20 protein-coding genes are annotated in these 17,159 nt (G+C 60.2%); 9 read left to right on the top strand and 11 right to left on the bottom strand.

The genetic code is table 11. The annotated features are described in order from the left end of the window. The first annotated feature begins 181 nt into the window (after window positions 1-181). Window positions 182-1,285, top strand: a complete 1,104-nt coding sequence (locus HBO10_RS16140; RefSeq protein WP_034128747.1) for an NADH:flavin oxidoreductase — start codon at window positions 182-184, stop codon at window positions 1,283-1,285. Here the strand turns inward: HBO10_RS16140 and HBO10_RS16135 are convergent. Beyond that, window positions 1,254-2,456 (bottom strand): glycosyltransferase family 1 protein, encoded by a 1,203-nt coding sequence (locus HBO10_RS16135; RefSeq protein ID WP_034128746.1) that lies wholly within the window; start codon window positions 2,454-2,456, stop codon window positions 1,254-1,256. The genes HBO10_RS16140 and HBO10_RS16135 overlap by 32 nt on opposite strands. Before the next feature lie 54 nt (window positions 2,457-2,510). Beyond that, on the bottom strand, window positions 2,511-3,275 hold the full coding sequence (gene cysZ, locus HBO10_RS16130; RefSeq protein WP_034128745.1) for a sulfate transporter CysZ: 765 nt from the start codon (window positions 3,273-3,275) through the stop codon (window positions 2,511-2,513). A 294-nt stretch (window positions 3,276-3,569) separates the two neighbouring features. Between cysZ and trxB the strand changes: the two genes are divergently transcribed. Continuing rightward, window positions 3,570-4,532, top strand: coding sequence for a thioredoxin-disulfide reductase (gene trxB, locus HBO10_RS16125; RefSeq protein WP_003194076.1), 963 nt, complete (start codon window positions 3,570-3,572; stop codon window positions 4,530-4,532). 168 nt (window positions 4,533-4,700) lie between these two features. Here trxB and HBO10_RS16120 read toward each other — a convergent pair whose 3' ends face one another. The 6 genes from HBO10_RS16120 to HBO10_RS16095 form a co-directional block, all read right to left on the bottom strand. Further along, entirely contained in the window at window positions 4,701-5,039 is a 339-nt protein-coding gene (locus HBO10_RS16120) for a HopJ type III effector protein (RefSeq protein WP_034128744.1), read from the bottom strand. Beyond that, a complete protein-coding gene (locus HBO10_RS16115; RefSeq protein WP_034128743.1) occupies window positions 5,032-5,328 on the bottom strand; it encodes a DUF1244 domain-containing protein in 297 nt (98 codons plus the stop codon). The genes HBO10_RS16120 and HBO10_RS16115 overlap by 8 nt, the downstream gene beginning before the upstream one ends. 65 nt (window positions 5,329-5,393) lie before the next feature. After that, a complete protein-coding gene (gene folX / locus HBO10_RS16110) occupies window positions 5,394-5,798 on the bottom strand; it encodes a dihydroneopterin triphosphate 2'-epimerase (protein ID WP_034128742.1) in 405 nt (134 codons plus the stop codon). A gap of 2 nt (window positions 5,799-5,800) precedes the next feature. Continuing rightward, window positions 5,801-6,361 (bottom strand): GTP cyclohydrolase I FolE, encoded by a 561-nt coding sequence (gene folE, locus HBO10_RS16105; protein WP_003194072.1) that lies wholly within the window; start codon window positions 6,359-6,361, stop codon window positions 5,801-5,803. A gap of 20 nt (window positions 6,362-6,381) precedes the next feature. Continuing rightward, the gene (gene folM, locus HBO10_RS16100) at window positions 6,382-7,092 is read right to left on the bottom strand and encodes a dihydromonapterin reductase (protein WP_034128741.1); all 711 of its coding nucleotides are present in this window, start codon (window positions 7,090-7,092) and stop codon (window positions 6,382-6,384) included. Between the two features lie 57 nt (window positions 7,093-7,149). Next, complete coding sequence (locus HBO10_RS16095; protein WP_034128740.1) at window positions 7,150-7,707, bottom strand: antibiotic biosynthesis monooxygenase; 558 nt, start codon at window positions 7,705-7,707, stop codon at window positions 7,150-7,152. Between the two features lie 213 nt (window positions 7,708-7,920). Between HBO10_RS16095 and HBO10_RS16090 the strand changes: the two genes are divergently transcribed. Further along, a complete protein-coding gene (locus HBO10_RS16090; RefSeq protein ID WP_034128739.1) occupies window positions 7,921-8,883 on the top strand; it encodes a MerR family transcriptional regulator in 963 nt (320 codons plus the stop codon). Here HBO10_RS16090 and HBO10_RS16085 read toward each other — a convergent pair. Then, the gene (locus HBO10_RS16085) at window positions 8,874-9,479 is read right to left on the bottom strand and encodes a hypothetical protein (RefSeq protein WP_034128738.1); all 606 of its coding nucleotides are present in this window, start codon (window positions 9,477-9,479) and stop codon (window positions 8,874-8,876) included. The genes HBO10_RS16090 and HBO10_RS16085 overlap by 10 nt on opposite strands. A gap of 58 nt (window positions 9,480-9,537) precedes the next feature. Beyond that, window positions 9,538-10,005, bottom strand: a complete 468-nt coding sequence (locus tag HBO10_RS16080; protein ID WP_034128737.1) for a PAS domain-containing protein — start codon at window positions 10,003-10,005, stop codon at window positions 9,538-9,540. Between the two features lie 129 nt (window positions 10,006-10,134). Between HBO10_RS16080 and HBO10_RS16075 the strand changes: the two genes are divergently transcribed. From HBO10_RS16075 to HBO10_RS16060, 4 genes are all read left to right on the top strand, one after another. Next, complete coding sequence (locus HBO10_RS16075; protein ID WP_014719876.1) at window positions 10,135-10,590, top strand: flavodoxin; 456 nt, start codon at window positions 10,135-10,137, stop codon at window positions 10,588-10,590. Between the two features lie 175 nt (window positions 10,591-10,765). Further along, window positions 10,766-11,548, top strand: coding sequence for a class II aldolase/adducin family protein (locus tag HBO10_RS16070; protein WP_034128736.1), 783 nt, complete (start codon window positions 10,766-10,768; stop codon window positions 11,546-11,548). Further along, window positions 11,548-12,450, top strand: coding sequence for an alpha/beta fold hydrolase (locus HBO10_RS16065; protein ID WP_034128735.1), 903 nt, complete (start codon window positions 11,548-11,550; stop codon window positions 12,448-12,450). The genes HBO10_RS16070 and HBO10_RS16065 overlap by 1 nt, the downstream gene beginning before the upstream one ends. A gap of 118 nt (window positions 12,451-12,568) precedes the next feature. After that, window positions 12,569-13,480, top strand: coding sequence for an SDR family oxidoreductase (locus tag HBO10_RS16060; protein ID WP_034128734.1), 912 nt, complete (start codon window positions 12,569-12,571; stop codon window positions 13,478-13,480). A 176-nt stretch (window positions 13,481-13,656) separates the two neighbouring features. Here the strand turns inward: HBO10_RS16060 and HBO10_RS16055 are convergent, their stop codons facing one another. Further along, window positions 13,657-13,881 carry a hypothetical protein gene (locus tag HBO10_RS16055; protein WP_152612700.1) on the bottom strand — a complete coding sequence of 75 codons (225 nt, stop codon included), beginning with the start codon at window positions 13,879-13,881 and terminating at the stop codon, window positions 13,657-13,659. A 79-nt stretch (window positions 13,882-13,960) separates the two neighbouring features. Between HBO10_RS16055 and HBO10_RS16050 the strand changes: the two genes are divergently transcribed. Both HBO10_RS16050 and HBO10_RS16045 read left to right on the top strand, forming a co-directional pair. Continuing rightward, window positions 13,961-15,751, top strand: a complete 1,791-nt coding sequence (locus HBO10_RS16050) for a DUF1302 domain-containing protein (RefSeq protein WP_034128733.1) — start codon at window positions 13,961-13,963, stop codon at window positions 15,749-15,751. Between the two features lie 27 nt (window positions 15,752-15,778). Then, window positions 15,779-17,137: a DUF1329 domain-containing protein gene (locus HBO10_RS16045; protein WP_034128732.1), complete on the top strand. Its 1,359-nt coding sequence runs from the start codon at window positions 15,779-15,781 to the stop codon at window positions 17,135-17,137. Window positions 17,138-17,159 lie beyond the last annotated feature (22 nt).

Raw genomic sequence — 17,159 nt, 5'->3', positions numbered from 1 at the left:
GTGAAGGCCTGATCGTTCCTACGCTTTGCGTTGATCGTTCCCACGCTCTGCGTGGGAATGCCACCCTGGGCGCTCCGCGTCCCGCTTTTACCCCTTAATCATTTAGATCAATAGTGCTACTCAGCGCTGCAAGCTCTCCATATTATCTGCATCATAAATTCACTCTCCCGTGGAGCGTTCCATGCCCGTCCAAGCCTTGTTCAAACCCTTCCAGCTCGGTGCATTGCAACTGTCGACCCGCGTGGTCATGGCGCCCATGACCCGCTCGTTCTCCCCTGGCGGCGTACCCAATTCCAAAGTCATTGAGTACTACCGCCGCCGTGCCGCTGCCGGTGTGGGCTTGATCATCACTGAAGGCACCGTGGTCGGGCACCCAGCCTCCAATGGCTACCCCAACGTGCCGCATTTCTACGGTGAAGCCGCCTTGGCTGGCTGGAAGAAAGTGGTCGATGCAGTCCACGCCGAAGGCGGCAAGATTGTTCCGCAGCTGTGGCATGTGGGCAGTGTGCGCCGTATGGGCACTGAGCCTGATGCCAGCGTGCCGGCTTATGGCCCGATGGAAAAGCTCAAGGACGGCAATGTCGTTGTGCACGGCATGACCAAACAGGACATCAAGGACGTGATCAACGCCTTCGCCCAGGCCGCCAAGGATGCCCAGGCCATCGGCATGGACGGCGTGGAAATCCACGGTGCCCACGGCTACCTCGTGGACCAGTTCTTCTGGGAAGGCAGCAACCAGCGCACCGACGAATACGGTGGCAGCCTGGCCAACCGTTCGCGCTTCGCCATTGAGCTGATCCAGGCCACCCGCGCCGCTGTCGGCCCGGACTTTCCGATCATCTTGCGTTTCTCCCAGTGGAAGCAGCAGGACTACACCGCGCGCCTGGTTCAAACCCCTGAGGCGTTGGGTGAGTTTCTCAAGCCACTGTCTGACGCTGGCGTGGATATTTTCCACTGCTCCACACGTCGTTTCTGGGAGCCGGAATTTGAAGGCTCCGACCTTAACCTCGCCGGTTGGACGCGTCAGCTAACCGGTAAGCCAACCATCACGGTAGGCAGCGTGGGCCTGGATGGCGAGTTCCTGCAGTTCATGGTCAACACCGACAAAGTTGCCCAGCCTGCCAGCCTGGAGAAACTGCTGGAGCGCCTGAACAACGATGAGTTCGACCTCGTGGCTGTGGGCCGTGCCTTGCTGGTGGACCCGGATTGGGCGGTGAAGGTGCGCGAAGGGCGCGAGAGTGACATCTTGCCCTTCAGTCGTGAGGCGTTGATGACTCTGGTGTGAGCGGTAAGAGGGCGGGCACCGGTTGGCCGTCCTCGCATACCCCGCGCAACTGGCGCTCGAACTGCTCGATAATCGCCGGCCAGCCCTGACGGCTGGCATGTTGTCGGGCATTCAAGCGCACTCTGCGTAACGTTTCGCGCTCCTCCAGCAGCCAGATGGCCGCGTCGCAAAATGCGTCTTCATCCCCAGGCATCGACAGTGCGCCGCTATAGCCATGGCGCAGATGCTGGCTCGCGGCGGCCTGGTCGTAAGCCACCACGCCCAGGCCAGACGCCATCGCTTCAAGCACCACATTGCCGAAGGTTTCGGTCAGGCTGGGGAACAGGAACAAATCCCCTGAGGCGTAATGCCTTGCCAGCTCTTCGCCGCGCTGCGTTCCGCAGAACACTGCATCGGGCAAATCGTGTTCCATCGACGAGCGCTGGGGGCCATCACCGACCACAATCAGCTTCATCCGCCGCATTGGATAGGCAGCCTGCAAGGCATCAAAGCAGCGCTTGAGCAGCCTCAGGTTCTTCTCTTGGGCCAGGCGTCCCACATGCAGCACGGCAATATCGTGGTTCTCCAACCCCCAATTTTCACGCATGGCGTTATCGCGTTTGGCCGGGTGGAACAATTGGCTGTCGACACCCCGGGATAACATATCCAGACGCTCAAAATGCCGGCGCTCCAGCTCCAGGCGCTGGCTGGCGCTCGGTACCAGGGTCAGGCTCGAGCGGTTATGAAACCAGCGCAGGTAATGGGTGACCACGCGGCTCAACAGGCTCAAGCCATACTGGTTCGAATACTGCTGAAAGTTGGTATGAAAGCCGCTGACTACGCCGATCCCCAGGCGCCGCGCAGCGCGCAGCGCCGAGAGCCCCAGCGGCCCTTCCGTGGCGATATACAGCACATCCGGGCGTTGGCGCGTCCAGCGGCGCAGCAACTTGCGCATTGACGATTGGCCCCATTGCAAGCCTGGATAGCCCGGCAGTGGCCAGCCGCGGCACAGCAGCAGTTCATCGTCGCTGGAGCGGTTTTGGTCGGCACTCTGGCGTGGGCGTACCAACTCGACCTGATGGCCGCGTGAACGCAAACCCTCGCACAGGCGGCCAAGGGTATTGGCCACCCCGTTGATTTCCGGCGGGAAGGTTTCGGTAATGAGGGTGATGTGAAGCGAGGCTGTCGTCATGACCCACAGTGTCTGCGTGGGCCATGTCGTCATTGTGTCAGGGCGATGATGGATTTATGACTTGGCCACCGCCGGCTGCGCCATCGCCTCGGCGCCTTGCTCCCGCACCCAGAACAACGTCGCCCCGGCCACCGCCGCTGGCATCATCAACAGGTTGACCACCGGCACTAGCAGTACCAGGTAGACAATGCCGCCAAAACTCATGCTCTGCCAGCGTTTCTGGCGCAGCCACGCGAGCATTTCGTTCCAGCCCAGCTTGTGGTTGTCGGCCGGGTAGTCGATGTACTGGATCGCCATCATCCACACGCCAAACAGCAGCCACAACGGCGCCGCGATCAGGTTGACCACCGGGATGAACGACAGGATAAACAGGCCGATGGCGCGCGGCAGGAAGTAACCCAGCTTGCGCATCTCCCGCGCCAGGGTGCGCGGGACCATGGCAGCCAGCTCACCCCAACTGAACGGCGGGAAGTCGTCGGTGCCACGTACCACGACCTCGACCTTCTCGGCGAGAAACCCGTTGAACGGCGCGGCGATAATATTGGCGAGCATGGTGAAGGTGAAAAACACCATCAGCACCACCAGCACGACAAACAGCGGCCACAACAGGTAATTCAAAAAGCCTAGCCAGTGGGGCAGCGTCGGCATCAAGCTGTCGACCCACAGGCTGAACTGATGGCCGGCGAAATAGATCAATCCGACGAACAGCGCCAGGTTGATGACCAGCGGCAGCAGTACAAACAGGCGCAGGCCGGGGCTCAACACCAGTTTGAGGCCTTCACGCAGGTATTGCGGGCCGGAAAGAGCAGGGGCAGGCATGGAGAACTCCGAGCAAGGTGACGAACGCGCCGACCTTACCGGCTTTGCGCGCGATGTGAAAGCATGGGCCTCCAGGCGACATCCGGGGTTACAAAGGCATCGATTAACCTGACCAGGCGCATAGAGCGTCGCTATGAGCTGGATTGTTAATGCGTATTTCCTTAATCTTGCCCCCCTCGATACGCTGCACCCATTATTTTTCAGGACCTGGCGAGTTAAAGCCTTCCCCAAGTGCTTCGCCGTCCTTTTTTATTCCAGCCGCTCTGTGGTCCGGGCGGTCGATAGGAGTGAGTCATGTCTGATACCCGTCATTCCCGAGTGATTATTCTCGGTTCCGGCCCTGCCGGTTACAGCGCTGCCGTCTACGCTGCCCGAGCCAATCTCAAGCCGCTGCTGATCACCGGTATGCAGGCGGGTGGCCAATTGACCACCACCACTGAAGTCGACAACTGGCCGGGCGATGTCCACGGCTTGACCGGCCCGGTGCTGATGGAACGTATGAAAGAGCACGCCGAGCGCTTTGAAACCGAGATCGTCTTCGACCATATCAACAAGGTCGACTTCTCGAAAAAGCCTTACAGCCTGACCGGTGACAGCGGTGTGTACACCTGCGACGCACTGATCATTGCCACTGGTGCCAGTGCGCGTTACCTGGGCCTGCCGTCGGAAGAAGCGTTCATGGGCAAGGGTGTTTCCGCCTGCGCCACTTGCGATGGTTTCTTCTACCGCAACAAGCCGGTTGCCGTGGTCGGCGGTGGCAACACTGCCGTGGAAGAGGCGCTGTACCTGGCCAACATCGCCAGCACCGTGACCCTGGTTCACCGCCGCGAGACCTTCCGCGCCGAGAAGATCCTGATCGACAAGCTGCACGCCCGTGTCGCTGAAGGCAAGATCATCCTCAAGCTCAACGCCACCCTGGATGAAGTCCTGGGCGACAACATGGGTGTGACCGGTGCCCGTCTGAAAAACAACGACGGCAGTTTCGACGAGCTGAAAGTGGACGGCGTGTTCATCGCTATCGGCCACACTCCGAACACCTCACTGTTCGAAGGCGTGCTGGAAGCCAAAGACGGGTACCTGGTGGTGCAGGGCGGCCGCGAAGGCAATGCAACTGCGACCAACATCGAAGGCATCTTCGCTGCTGGCGACGTGGCAGACCACGTTTACCGCCAGGCCATCACCTCGGCCGGCGCCGGTTGCATGGCGGCCCTGGATGCCGAGCGTTACCTCGACGGTTTGAAGGACGCTTCGTTCTAAACCCGTTGACTCAAAAAAACCGGCGAAAGCCGGTTTTTTTATGCCTGCGATCTAACCTACACCGCTAAACAAATGTGGGAGCTGGCTTGCCTGCGATAGCGGTGTGATAGTCACCACCGCCATCGCGGGCAAGCCCGGCTCCCACGTTGAACTGGGTTGGTTATTAAATCAGCGGCGAGTCAGAGGTTGTTCAGCAAACTTCACTGCGGCCAGTCCATGGGCAATCAACGCCCGGATATTGCCATGGTCACTGCCCTCAGGTGTAGCCAGCACCGAACGGTAATGCTCCCCAAACGCTAGCAACGCCTCCTGATCGCTCAAGCCTTCCAAGAGCGCCAAACCCAGGGTCTTGCACGACCCTTCATTCTGCCCAGCGGCATTTTCCACACCGCCGTTGATGAAGGCTTGCGGCTGGTAGTCGTAACCCGCCGCGACGAACGCCAGGGTATCGGCAAAGACGTGGTCGCCACTGTTGAGGCTGGCGCGCAGGGTGTTCAAATCAGTCATGAGGTTTTCCTTTGGCGAACGCGGCCTGTTGGTCTGCGTTGGCTTCTTGCTGGTATTGGGCTTTCCACTCGGCGTACGGCATGCCGTACACCACTTCACGGGCGTCATCGAGGCTGACCTCGATCTGGCGTTCGTCGGCCTCGGCCTTGTACCACTTGGACAGGCAGTTGCGGCAGAAGCCGGCGAGGTTCATCAGGTCGATATTCTGCACATCCTTGCGGCTGTCCAGGTGGGCCACCAATCGGCGAAAGGCGGCGGCTTCGAGTTCGAGGCGTTGTTGGTCGGTCATGGCGGTCTCTTCGAGACAGCTTCAAGCGGGTAAGCTTAAAGCTGCAAGTTGGAATGAGGCTGGCTTTAACTTGTGGCTTTAAGCTTATCGCTTGAGGCTGAGCGGCTCGCCGCGAGCGTTATCGAAACCGACTCGGCAAAGCGCAGCGCGTGGGGCTTGTCCACTTCGACTTCGGCGTACAGCACCGATTCGTTGCTCATCACCAGGTCCAGCAATTCCTGGGTCAGGCGCTCCAGCAGGGCAAAGCGATTGCCTTCGACGTGAGCGATGATGGCCTTGGTGATGGTGCGGTAGTTCAGGGCGTGGTCGATGTCGTTGTCACGCACGGCTTCCTGGGCGGCATACAGGATGGTCAGGTTGATCAGCACATCCTGCTTGTTGAGGATTTCGTCCTCGTTGATGCCGATAAAGGTGCGCAGGCACAGGTCCTTGACCCGGATACGCGCCATGCCTGGTTGAAGTTGTGGCATTGCTACTTGCTCCGTCCAATCAGTTGCAGGAACTCCATGCGGGTGGTGTTCGACTCGCGAAAGGCGCCGAGCATCACCGAGGTGTTCATGGTTGAATTCTGTTTCTCCACGCCGCGCATCATCATGCACATGTGCTTGGCTTCGATCACCACCGCCACGCCGGCGGCCTGGGTCACGTCCTGGATGGCGTCGGCGATTTGCCGCGTGAGGTTCTCCTGGATCTGCAGGCGCCGGGCGAACATGTCGACAATGCGCGCCAGTTTTGACAGGCCCAGCACCTTGCCGGTCGGAATATAGGCCACATGGGCCTTGCCGATGAAGGGCAGTAAGTGATGCTCGCACAGCGAGTACAACTCGATGTCTTTGAGGATCACCATCTCGTCATTGTCGGACGCGAACAGCGCGCCGTTGACGATTTCCTCCAGATTCTGCTCATAGCCATGACACAGGTACTGCATGGCCTTGGCGGCACGCTTGGGCGTATCGAGCAGGCCCTCGCGCTGCGGGTCTTCGCCCAGGCCCTTGAGGATCTCGCGGTAGTGGTGGGGCAGGGATAAGGTCATACAACATCCTCGTAAACGGCTTACTTGATATGCCGCCCACCGTTGACGGTCAGGGTGGTACCGGTGACATAGGGATTGTCCAGCAGGTAACGCACGCTCTGGTAGATCACCTCGGGCCCGGGTTCGATGCCCAGGGCCGACTTGGCCAGGACCTTGGCGCGATAGGCCGCGTCATCGCCTTCGTTGAACATCACCATCGCCGGTGCGATACCGTTGACCTTTATCAGCGGCGCGAACTGTGCGGCAAACGATAACGTGAGGCTGTCGAGCCCGGCCTTGGTGGCGCAATAGGCGATGTGCTGCCGGCTGCCCTTGCGCACCACGTCATCGCTGATATGCACGATATCGGCGGGTGTCGAGCGTTGCAGCAAAGGTGAACAATGCAGGTTGATCAGATACGGCGCAAGCATGTGCACGCTGAACATGTCGATAAAGGCACGGCTTTCGTCGCCCGGGGTTTCGGCGACCCAGGCTGAAGCGTTGTGGATGATCGCTCGCAGGCTTTGAGTATGGGTTTTCACTGCGGCGATGAAAGCCAGTACGCCGGCTTCGCTGGAGAAGTCGGCAAACACGCCGATGGCGCCCCGCTCACGCAGTGCCTGCACGCCGGGACGTTCACTGCGGTAGCTGAAAATCACCGATTGGCCTTCATCCAACAGGCGCTGGGCACAATGCAGGCCGACACGCTGGCCGGCGCCGGTGATCAGGATCGGAGCGTTGTTTGCATTCATGGGAGGCTCAAGTCGCTGGCAGGCTCAAACTATACCAGCGCCCCGGCCTCCCTGTACTCAAGCGGCGGCTTCAGTGACTTTGCGAGGGGGCGAAGGGTGCAGCCAGTTCGCCAGCAGATGGGTCGACAGCGGTATAAAAAGGTAAACCATCAGCGGGGTCAGGGCTGCGGTGCTGACCAGTACGCGGCTGAACAGGTCCAACTCGCTGAGCAGCGGCCCCAGGCCGAAGTTGAACAGCAACGATACCGGGAAAAAAGCCAACCAGATGGCCACCGCCTGTTTCCAGCGTGGCGGGCGGGCACCCGCTGCGCCGAACCAGCCATCGATACCGCTGACACGGTGTTCCGACGGGTTGGCAAATAGCTCGCTGCCACGGCTCAGCCACGCGCTGCGCGAAGCGGAGAACTCCCATGCGTGCAGGGTCTTTTCATCGGCGAAGCGGAAGATGATCTGGAATTCATCATCATGGGGTGGTGGCGCCAGCACGCCGGAGCCCAGGTAACCGGGGAAGTCAGTCGCCAATTGCTCGCCTTCGCGCAGCCAGGCCATCAGTTCTTCGTAGCGACCTTTGGCCACGCGGCGCGCAACCATCAAGGTGACGGGTGAGGTAGACATCGTATATCTCCAAATCAGCAAGTGCGCCGAGCCGGGTAGGCGGCGCACGAACGAAGCTGCGGGGTGGTGCAGCGACGCAAAAGAACAGGCAAGGATTATTCCGGTTTTGCCCAAATACGCCAGAAACTTCGGATGGATCGCCGTAGATCTTGAATCATGCAGTTCAATCGGCGTTAAATAGGATTCAAATTCATACAAGTTTTTTGACTGCTGATGCCTGAAATCACTGCGCCTCTTCGCGAAACGACACCCGACAGCCACACTGACTGCGAGGGGCTGTTTCCGATTCGTGAAGTGGCAAGACTCACAGGCGTGAACCCGGTGACGTTGCGTGCGTGGGAGCGTCGCTACGGTTTGATCCAGCCTGTACGCACCGAAAGTGGGCACAGGCTTTACTCAAGCACCGATATCGAAACCGTGCACCGCATCCTCGACTGGATCGAGCGTGGCGTGGCGGTGAGCAAAGTCGGCAAGCTTTTGGCGCGCGACCCACAGCCCAACGAGCCGGCTACAGCGTCACGCAGCGATACCGAGCTGGAGTGGCGCCAATGGCAGGCGCAACTGCGGCAGGCCATCAGTGCCTTTGATGATCGTGAGCTCGACCGGTTGTACGGCCAGATCTTCAGCGTCTATTCGACGACCGTGGTGTTCCAGGACATTTTGGTACCGCTGTGGCAGCAATTGTTACGTCACCAAGGCCGCTTTGGCCAAGCCAGCGAGTGGCTGTTCTTCGACAATTTCCTGCGCTCGCGCGTCGCACGGTGCCTGCAAATGGCCTGTGCCTCGCCAGTGCCCAGGGTGTTGCTCTCAGCCATTGCCGGAGAGTGCCGTGAGCTGGAGTTGCTGGTGGCGGGCTTGTTGATGTCGAGCGAGAAACTGGCGGTCAAGGTCCTGGGCGTTGGCCAGCCATTGGATGAGTTGACGCTGATCTGCGAGCGCACTCGGCCGCAAGCCCTGGTGCTGTTTTCCAACCATGCCCCTGGCGCAGAGCTGGCGTCACGGCTCAATCGCCTGGCCTTCACCCTCGATTGCCCGTTGTTGCTGGCTGGTGAGGCGTCGGACCTGGCGGAACACAGCCTGGCAGGTTCGTCGATTGGTTGCCTGGGCAATGACGGACGCTGGATGCCGCGCCGCTTGCAGCAACTGCTCAGCGGCCATCTGGAGTCTCAGGCATGAACGTGAGGATGGACCAGGCGATGTTGGTGCAGGATGAACTGGCGTAACCGTTCGATCTCATCAGCATCGCTTTGGCTCAGGCGGTAGGCGAACAGGCCGCGGGCGGTTACCCGCTCCAGCGTACCGCGCAGGGCGATGCGTTCGTAGCCGGAAGGGCTGAACCACAGGGAAAACGTCTTTGGCGGTTTGACCCGGCCACGCACCTCTACCAGCACCCCTTTGAATGACACTTCGTGCACCCACAGCGCGCTGGAGTAGCCCTTGATGTTTTCCAGCGCCACCGGCGTTTCAAGCGCCAGGCGCCACGGGCGGATCATCGGCCCATCTTCAAAAATGCTCGGTACGCCCAGGCGCAAATGCACAGCATGAAACTCATCTTCCACCAGGTGCAACGGGAAGGTGAGTTGCTGGTTGTCGAACTGCGCCTGGATGGTGACCTGGTCGTGAGCCGCTAGCCGCGTGAGCAGATCGCGAATCTGTGCGCCGCCATTAACCGTCAGGCTCGACCATGCATCCCGCAGGTTGAGCTGCGGGTTGTGCGTCATGTCCTGGATAAAATCCAGCTCGTCCTGCGTCAATAGCGTGTCGCGTTGCATTGATCTGGCTCAAGGCTGAGGCATTAAAAAGCCATTATCGCTCTAAAGACCGCATTTTTTACAGTTTGTTAAATCCACTCGTCGCCTTGAGTGCGGCGAGCTCGCTCTTGAGCTCGGCCAACTGAGCTTCCAGTTGGGCGACACGCTGTTGTGCCTTGACTTGAGTGGTGACGTCTTTCTGCACACCGACGAAATAGGTTTGCTTGTCGACCTCGTTGTACACGGTCGAAAGCGATAGCTCGTTCCAGAAAGGCGTGCCGTCCTTGCGGTAGTTACGCAGGATCTCTCGGCAGGTGCCGCCGCTGTCGAGCGCATCACGAATGGCGATCAAGGCCGGTTGGTCGCGGTCGCCCGCCTGCAGGAAGCGGCAGTCCTGATAGAGGATTTCGTCCATCGTGTAGCCAGTCATCCTTTCGAAGGCCGGGTTGACGTAGATCAGTGGTTTTTCCCGGCCTTCGCGCTCGGCAACAACGATTCCGTCGTTGGACGCATTGACGACCATTTGCAGCAGTTTGGCGTTAATCATAGAGCGGTCCATGGCCTGGTTTTGACCTTGCCAGTTTATGGCAAGTCTGGAATGTTGCACGGTGCGCACTGAAATATTGGCACGGGCTGCTAATATCCCACGCTTTCACTCAACTACAGGATCAGATTGATGAAAGTCGCCATCCTCTCCGGCTCGGTCTACGGTACGGCTGAAGAAGTCGCTCGCCACGCGGAAGAAATCCTCAAGGACGCAGGTTTCAACGCCTGGCATAACGCACGTGCCACGCTGGCAGACGTGCAGGCCTTTGCTCCCGATGCATTCCTGGCAGTGACCTCGACCACCGGCATGGGCGAGCTGCCCGACAATCTGCAGCCTCTGTACTCAACCATCCGCGACCAACTGCCCGCCGCCTGGCGCGGCCTGCCGGGAGCGGTCATCGGCCTGGGCGACGCCAGCTATGGCGATACTTTCTGTGGCGGCGGTGAACAAATGCGCGAATTGTTCGCCGAACTGGGCATCCGCGAAGTGCAGCCGATGCTGCGCCTGGACGCCAGCGAAAGCGTCACCCCGGAAGCTGACGCCGAGCCTTGGCTGGCCGATTTGATCACCGCGCTGCGCGGTTGAACCCCAGGGAGCGCCGTTATTGACGGCGCTTGTTTGACACGTATTTGTACTATTCTCTTGACTGACTCGCTCAGTCATCAAGCTGGCTGCCAAGGAAACTCCTTGCGCCTCGGCGTCTGACTAGACTGGCTCTCACTTTAGACACCATAAGAAGTGCGCCAAGGAGGTCATTGCCATGAGCCTAGCCCCTGCACCATCGCCACAAAACGTCAAAGCCCAGGTCAGCGCTGCCGAATGGCAAACCCGCGTGGACCTCGCGGCCTGCTATCGCCTGGTGGCCATGCACGGCTGGGATGACCTGATCTTCACGCATATTTCGGCCAAGGTGCCGGGCACTGAAGATTTCCTGATCAACCCCTATGGGCTGATGTTCCATGAGATCACCGCGTCGAGCCTGGTCAAGGTTGACCAGGCCGGCAATAAGCAAATGGACAGCCCCTACGATATCAACCCTGCGGGCTACACCATCCACAGCGCCATCCACGAAGTGCGCCACGACGTGACCTGCGTGCTGCACACCCACACCGCTGCCGGCGTGGCGGTGTGTGCGCAAAAGCAGGGTGTATTGCCCATCAGCCAGCAATCGCTGTTTGTGCTGTCCAGCCTGGGCTATCACGCCTATGAGGGCGTGGCGCTGAATCACGAGGAAAAGGCCCGCCTGCAAGCGGATCTGGGCCAGAACAATTTCCTGATGCTGCACAACCACGGCCTGCTGACCTGCGCCGGCACCATCGCCGACACCTTCCTGATGATGTTCACCTTCCAGCGCGCCTGCGAGATTCAGGTACTGGCCCAAAGCGGCGGCACCGAGTTGATCGCCATCGAGCCGCAGATTCTCGCCGGTGCCAAGGCGATGGTGGCAGCTGTCACAAAAAGCGCCCAAGGTATGGGCGGTGCGCTGGCCTGGCCGGCACTGCTGCGCAAATTGGATAATCAGGACCCCGGGTATAAAAGCTGATGCCACTCGCCGAGATACCGCTCAGAGCCTGGCGCAAGCGCGGCCAGGACTTCGTCTTTCGTGGCCACACCGTGCGGTATTGGGTGGCCGGGCAGGGCGAGCCGTTGCTGCTGATTCATGGTTTCCCCACGGCCAGTTGGGACTGGCATTACCTGTGGCAACCCCTGGCCCAGCGCAACCTGGTGATTGCCTGCGACATGCTCGGCTTTGGCGACTCGGCCAAACCCTTGGACCACGACTATTGCCTGTTGGAACAGGCCGATCTGCAACAGGCGCTGCTTGAGCACCTGCGCGTAGAGCAGCCGGTGCATGTGTTGGCTCATGACTACGGCGACAGTGTCGCCCAGGAATTATTGGCTCGGCATTACGAGGGCCGGTTCCAGATGGCGAGTTGTGTATTTCTCAACGGCGGGCTGTTTCCGGAAACCCATCGGCCGGCGCTGGTGCAAAAGCTGCTGCTCAGCCCGTTGGGCTGGATGATCGGTCGGGCCTTTGGGCGCAATGCCTTGGCCAGCAGTTTCAACCAGATCTTCGGCCCCCAGACGCGGCCCAGTGAAAGCGTGCTGGATGATTTCTGGAGTTTGATCAGTTGCAACGACGGCCCGCGTATCCTGCACAAACTGATCGCCTACATCCCCCAGCGCCGTCGTCTGCGCGAGCGCTGGCTCACGGCCATGCAGCGAGGCGAAGTACCTTTACGGGTGATCGACGGCGAGGTGGACCCGATTTCCGGGGCTCATATGGTCGAGCGCTATCGCCAACTGGTGCCCCAGCCCGACACGATAAGACTGGCCAATATCGGCCATTACCCCCAGATCGAGGCGCCGGTCCAAGTGCTCAAGCATTACCAGGGGTTTCGTGAGCGCATCAGCCAGCCTTCACCGCGCGCGGCCTATTCCTGAGCCTGCGCATCATCCCGCTGCCTTATCAAGCACCATTCAGCCCTGGCCGTCTTTATTGTGACCAAAGGCTGCTTGCGTGACACTCTGCCTATTCCCATTGTCGCCAGCGGAGTTCGGTATGAGTGAGTCAGTGCAGTTCCAGGATAAGGTGGTGATCGTCACCGGCGCCGGTGGTGGCTTGGGCCAGGCCCATGCGCTGCTGTTCGCCAGGCACGGGGCCAAAGTGCTGGTCAACGACCTGGGGGGGTCAACCCAAGGCGAGGGCGCCAACGCCTCGGCGGCCGACCGGGTGGTGGCGCAGATCCGCGCGGCGGGCGGCATTGCCGAAGCCAACCATGACTCCGTCACCGACGGCGACAAGATCGTACAGAACGCCCTGGATGTCTTCGGCCGGGTCGACGTGGTGGTCAACAACGCCGGCATCCTGCGCGACAAGACCTTCCATAAAATGGATGACAGCGACTGGGACCTGGTTTACCGGGTGCACGTCGAAGGCGCCTACAAAGTCACCCGCGCCGCCTGGCCGCATTTGCGCGAGCAGGGTTATGGCCGGGTGATCTTCACGGCGTCGACGTCCGGTATCTACGGCAACTTCGGCCAGTCCAACTACGGCATGGCCAAGTTGGGCCTGTATGGTTTGACGCGTACCCTGGCGCTGGAAGGGCGTAAGAACAACATCCTGGTCAACGCGATTGCCCCCACCGGTGGCACACGCATGACCGAAGGGCTGATCCCGCCGCAGGTGTTTGAGCGCCTCAAGCCGGAACTGGTCAGCCCACTGGTGGTGTACCTGGGCAGTGACGCCTGTGAGGAAACCGCAGGCTTGTTTGAAGTGGGTGGCGGCTGGATCGGCAAGACCCGTTGGGAGCGCAGCCTGGGTGTGGGTTTTGATCCCGAGGCCGGTTTTTCGCCGGAGGATGTGGCCGCGCACTGGCAGCAGATCTGCGATTTCGAAGGGGCTGCGCACCCCAAGGACAATATTGAGGCGCTGAAGGAAATGATGGCCAACTTGCAGAAGTTCAGCCTCTGATCATTGCCGGTAAATCAATGAATCCCACGGGGCGTCGATGACGCCCCGTTTTATTGCAGGCATAAAAAAGGCCGCTGCATAGGCAGCGGCCGAAGTAAGACGTTGGATCAAGGAGCGACAAATCAACGTCAGTGAACACCGGGAACAGACTGATTACAGGATCAATCCGTTATAAATCAGCTTTTCTCCCCAATGCGGGAGCGGGCCGTTTGCCCTGAAAGCCAGGCAAGAATAATCGGTTGTAACAGAATGAGTAATAGCAGTTCGGGACAAGGACTGTTACCAAATCGACAATGATTGCCCGGCACCATCGATGCCTCTGATAAGACTTCATCCATCGCATGCATGGCCCGGTCCAGCGCCCGGCCAGAGAACCCCGTCATCCTTTCGAGCGACAACACGAATACCTCCTTGGTGCGCTTATCGCCCCTCAAGGGCGGCAGTAGGGTGGAGCCTTCTGTCACTCACCGGGGAAGACGCATGACAAAAACAATAATGCGCGCCATCTTCACGCCACAGGCGCTGGCCACTGCGGTTGCGCTGGGCTGCTGTGCCCAGGCGCAGGCTGTTTCGTTCAACATCGGCGAGATCGAAGGGCAATTCGACTCCTCGCTGTCGGTCGGCGCCAGCTGGGGCATGCGCAATGCCGACAAAAGCCTGGTCGGCACGGTCAATGGCGGGACGGGCCAGGCGTCCACCGGTGATGACGGGCGCCTCAACTTCAAGAAGGGCGAGACCTTCTCCAAGATCTTCAAGGGGCTGCACGACCTTGAGTTGAAGTACGGCGACACCGGGGTATTCGTGCGTGGCAAGTATTGGTACGACTTCGAGCTCAAGGACGAAGACCGCGAGTTCAAGCCCATCAGCGACCGCAACCGCAAGGAAGGCGCCAAGTCCAGCGGTGCGCAGATCCTCGATGCCTTCGTCTACCACAACTACTCCCTGGGCGACCTGCCCGGCACCGTGCGCGCCGGCAAGCAGGTGGTCAGTTGGGGCGAAAGTACCTTTATCGGTAACTCCATCAACAGCATCAACCCGATCGACGTGTCGGCGTTCCGCAGGCCCGGTGCCGAGATCAAGGAAGGCTTGATCCCGGTGAACATGCTGTTTGCCTCCCAGAGCCTTACCAATCAACTGACCGTGGAAGGTTTCTATCAACTGGAATGGGACCAGACGGTGCTCGACAACTGCGGCACCTTCTTCGGCGGGGACGTGGCGGCGGACGGTTGCACCAATAATTACACCGTGGGCAGCCCGGCGATCCGACCGCTGCAACCGGTGGCGGCTGCCTTTGGCCAAGGGTTTGGCGTGACCAATGAAGGTGTGATTGTGCGGCGTGCCGGTGACCGCGATGCGCGCGACTCCGGCCAGTTCGGCGCAGCCCTGCGCTGGCTGGGCGATGACACTGAATACGGCCTGTACTTCATGAACTACCACAGTCGCACACCGACCGTCGGCACCCTGACCGCCAATACCAACCTGGCCACCATCGGGCGCATCATCAACACCGCCAACGCCCTGGCGCCCGGTTCCGGGGGCGGTTTGGCGCAAAGCACCATGCTCGGCCGCGGCCAGTACTACCTGGATTACCCGGAAGACATCCGCCTGTTCGGCGCCAGTTTCTCCACCACCTTGCCCACGGGCACGGCGTGGACCGGCGAAATCAGCTATCGGCCCAATGCGCCGGTGCAGCTCAACACCACCGACCTGACCCTGGCCCTGGTCAACCCCATTGCGGGCCAACTCGCCTCACCCATCCGCAGCAATTTCGGCGATGACAACAAAGGCTATCGCCGCAAGGAAATCACCCAGATCCAGAGCACCATGACCCAGTTCTTCGACCAGGTACTGGGCGCCGAGCGCCTGACCCTGGTGGGCGAAGCGGCGGTGGTGCACGTCGCCGGCCTGGAAGACAAAACCAAACTGCGCTATGGCCGAGACTCGGTGTACGGCGCCTACGGTTTTCAAGGTGACACCGACGGTTTTGTCACCTCCACCTCCTGGGGCTACCGGGCGCGGGCGATCCTTGACTACAACAACGCGATTGCCGGTGTGAACCTCAAGCCCAACCTGTCCTGGTCCCATGACGTCGCGGGCTACGGCCCCAACGGCCTGTTCAACAAAGGCGCCAAGGCCATCAGCGTCGGCGTGGATGCGGACTATCGCAGCACCTACACCGCAAGCCTGAGCTACACCGACTTTTTTGGCGGTGACTACAACACCCTGACCGACCGCGACTTCCTCGCCCTCAGCTTCGGCGTGAACTTCTGATCTGGCTTAAAAGAAGGACAAGACCCTATGCGTAAGATGATTGCAGTGTTGGCCCTGAGCGTATTGGCCGCCAACGTAATGGCGGCGGTATCGCCCGAAGAAGCAGCCAAGCTCGGCACTTCCCTGACTCCGGTCGGCGCCGAAAAAGCCGGCAATGCCGATGGCTCGATCCCCGCCTGGACCGGTGGCATCCCCAAAAACGCCGGCACGGTGGACAGCAAGGGCTTCCTCTCCGACCCCTTCGCTAACGAAAAACCGCTGTTCGTGATCACCGCCGCCACGGTGGACAAGTACAAGGACAAACTCTCCGACGGCCAGGTGGCGATGTTCAAGCGCTACCCCGAGACCTACAAGATCCCGGTGTACCCCAGCCACCGCACGGTCAACTTGCCGGCGGACATTTACGAGTCGATCAAGCGCAGCGCCGTGAATGTGAAGGCGATCAACGATGGCAACGGCCTGGAGAACTTCACCGGCAACCGTTACTACGCGTTTCCTATCCCCAAGAATGGCGTCGAGGTGCTGTGGAATCACATCACCCGTTACCACGGCGGCAACCTGCGGCGCATCATCACCCAGGCCACGCCCCAGACCAATGGCAGCTACACGCCGATCCGTTTCGAAGAAGAAGTAGCGGTGCCGCAAGCCATCCCGGATATCGACCCGGCCAAGGCCGCCAACGTGCTCAGCTATTTCAAGCAGTCGGTCACCGCGCCGGCGCGGCTGGCGGGCAACGTGCTGCTGGTGCATGAAACCCTCGACCAGGTGAAGGAACCGCGCCTGGCCTGGATCTACAACGCCGGCCAGCGCCGTGTGCGGCGTGCACCGCAGGTGTCTTACGACGGCCCGGGTACCGCCTCCGACGGCCTGCGCACTACCGACAACTTCGACATGTTCTCCGGCGCACCCGACCGTTATGACTGGAAACTGGTGGGCAAGAAGGAGATGTACATCCCTTACAACAGCTACAAGCTCGATTCGCCGAGCCTCAAGTACGACGACATCATCAAGGCCGGCCATATCAACCAGGACCTGACCCGTTATGAGTTGCACCGCGTGTGGGAAGTGGTCGGCACCGTCAAGCCCAGCGAGCGGCACATCTATGCCAAACGCCATATGTTCATTGACGAAGACAGCTGGCAAGTCGCCCTGGTGGACCACTACGACGGCCGCGGCCAACTGTGGCGCGTTGCCGAAGGCCATGCGCAGTTCTATTACGACCACCAGGTGCCGGCCTACACCGTGGAAACCCTGTACGACCTGATTGCAGGGCGCTACATCGCGCTGGGCATGAAGAACGAGGAGAAGAGTAGCTTTGTGTTCGGCTTCGCGGCCAAGGCGGCGGACTACACCCCGGCTGCACTGAGATCGGAGGGCGTTCGCTGATTCCACACCTAAGTGAGGTTGA

It is taken from the genome of Pseudomonas sp. WS 5503 (genome assembly GCF_012985385.1).
GTDB classification, from domain to species: domain Bacteria; phylum Pseudomonadota; class Gammaproteobacteria; order Pseudomonadales; family Pseudomonadaceae; genus Aquipseudomonas; species Aquipseudomonas paracarnis.
Note: the sequence above shows the minus strand (reverse complement) of the source record. Positions and strands in the feature narration are given on the sequence as shown.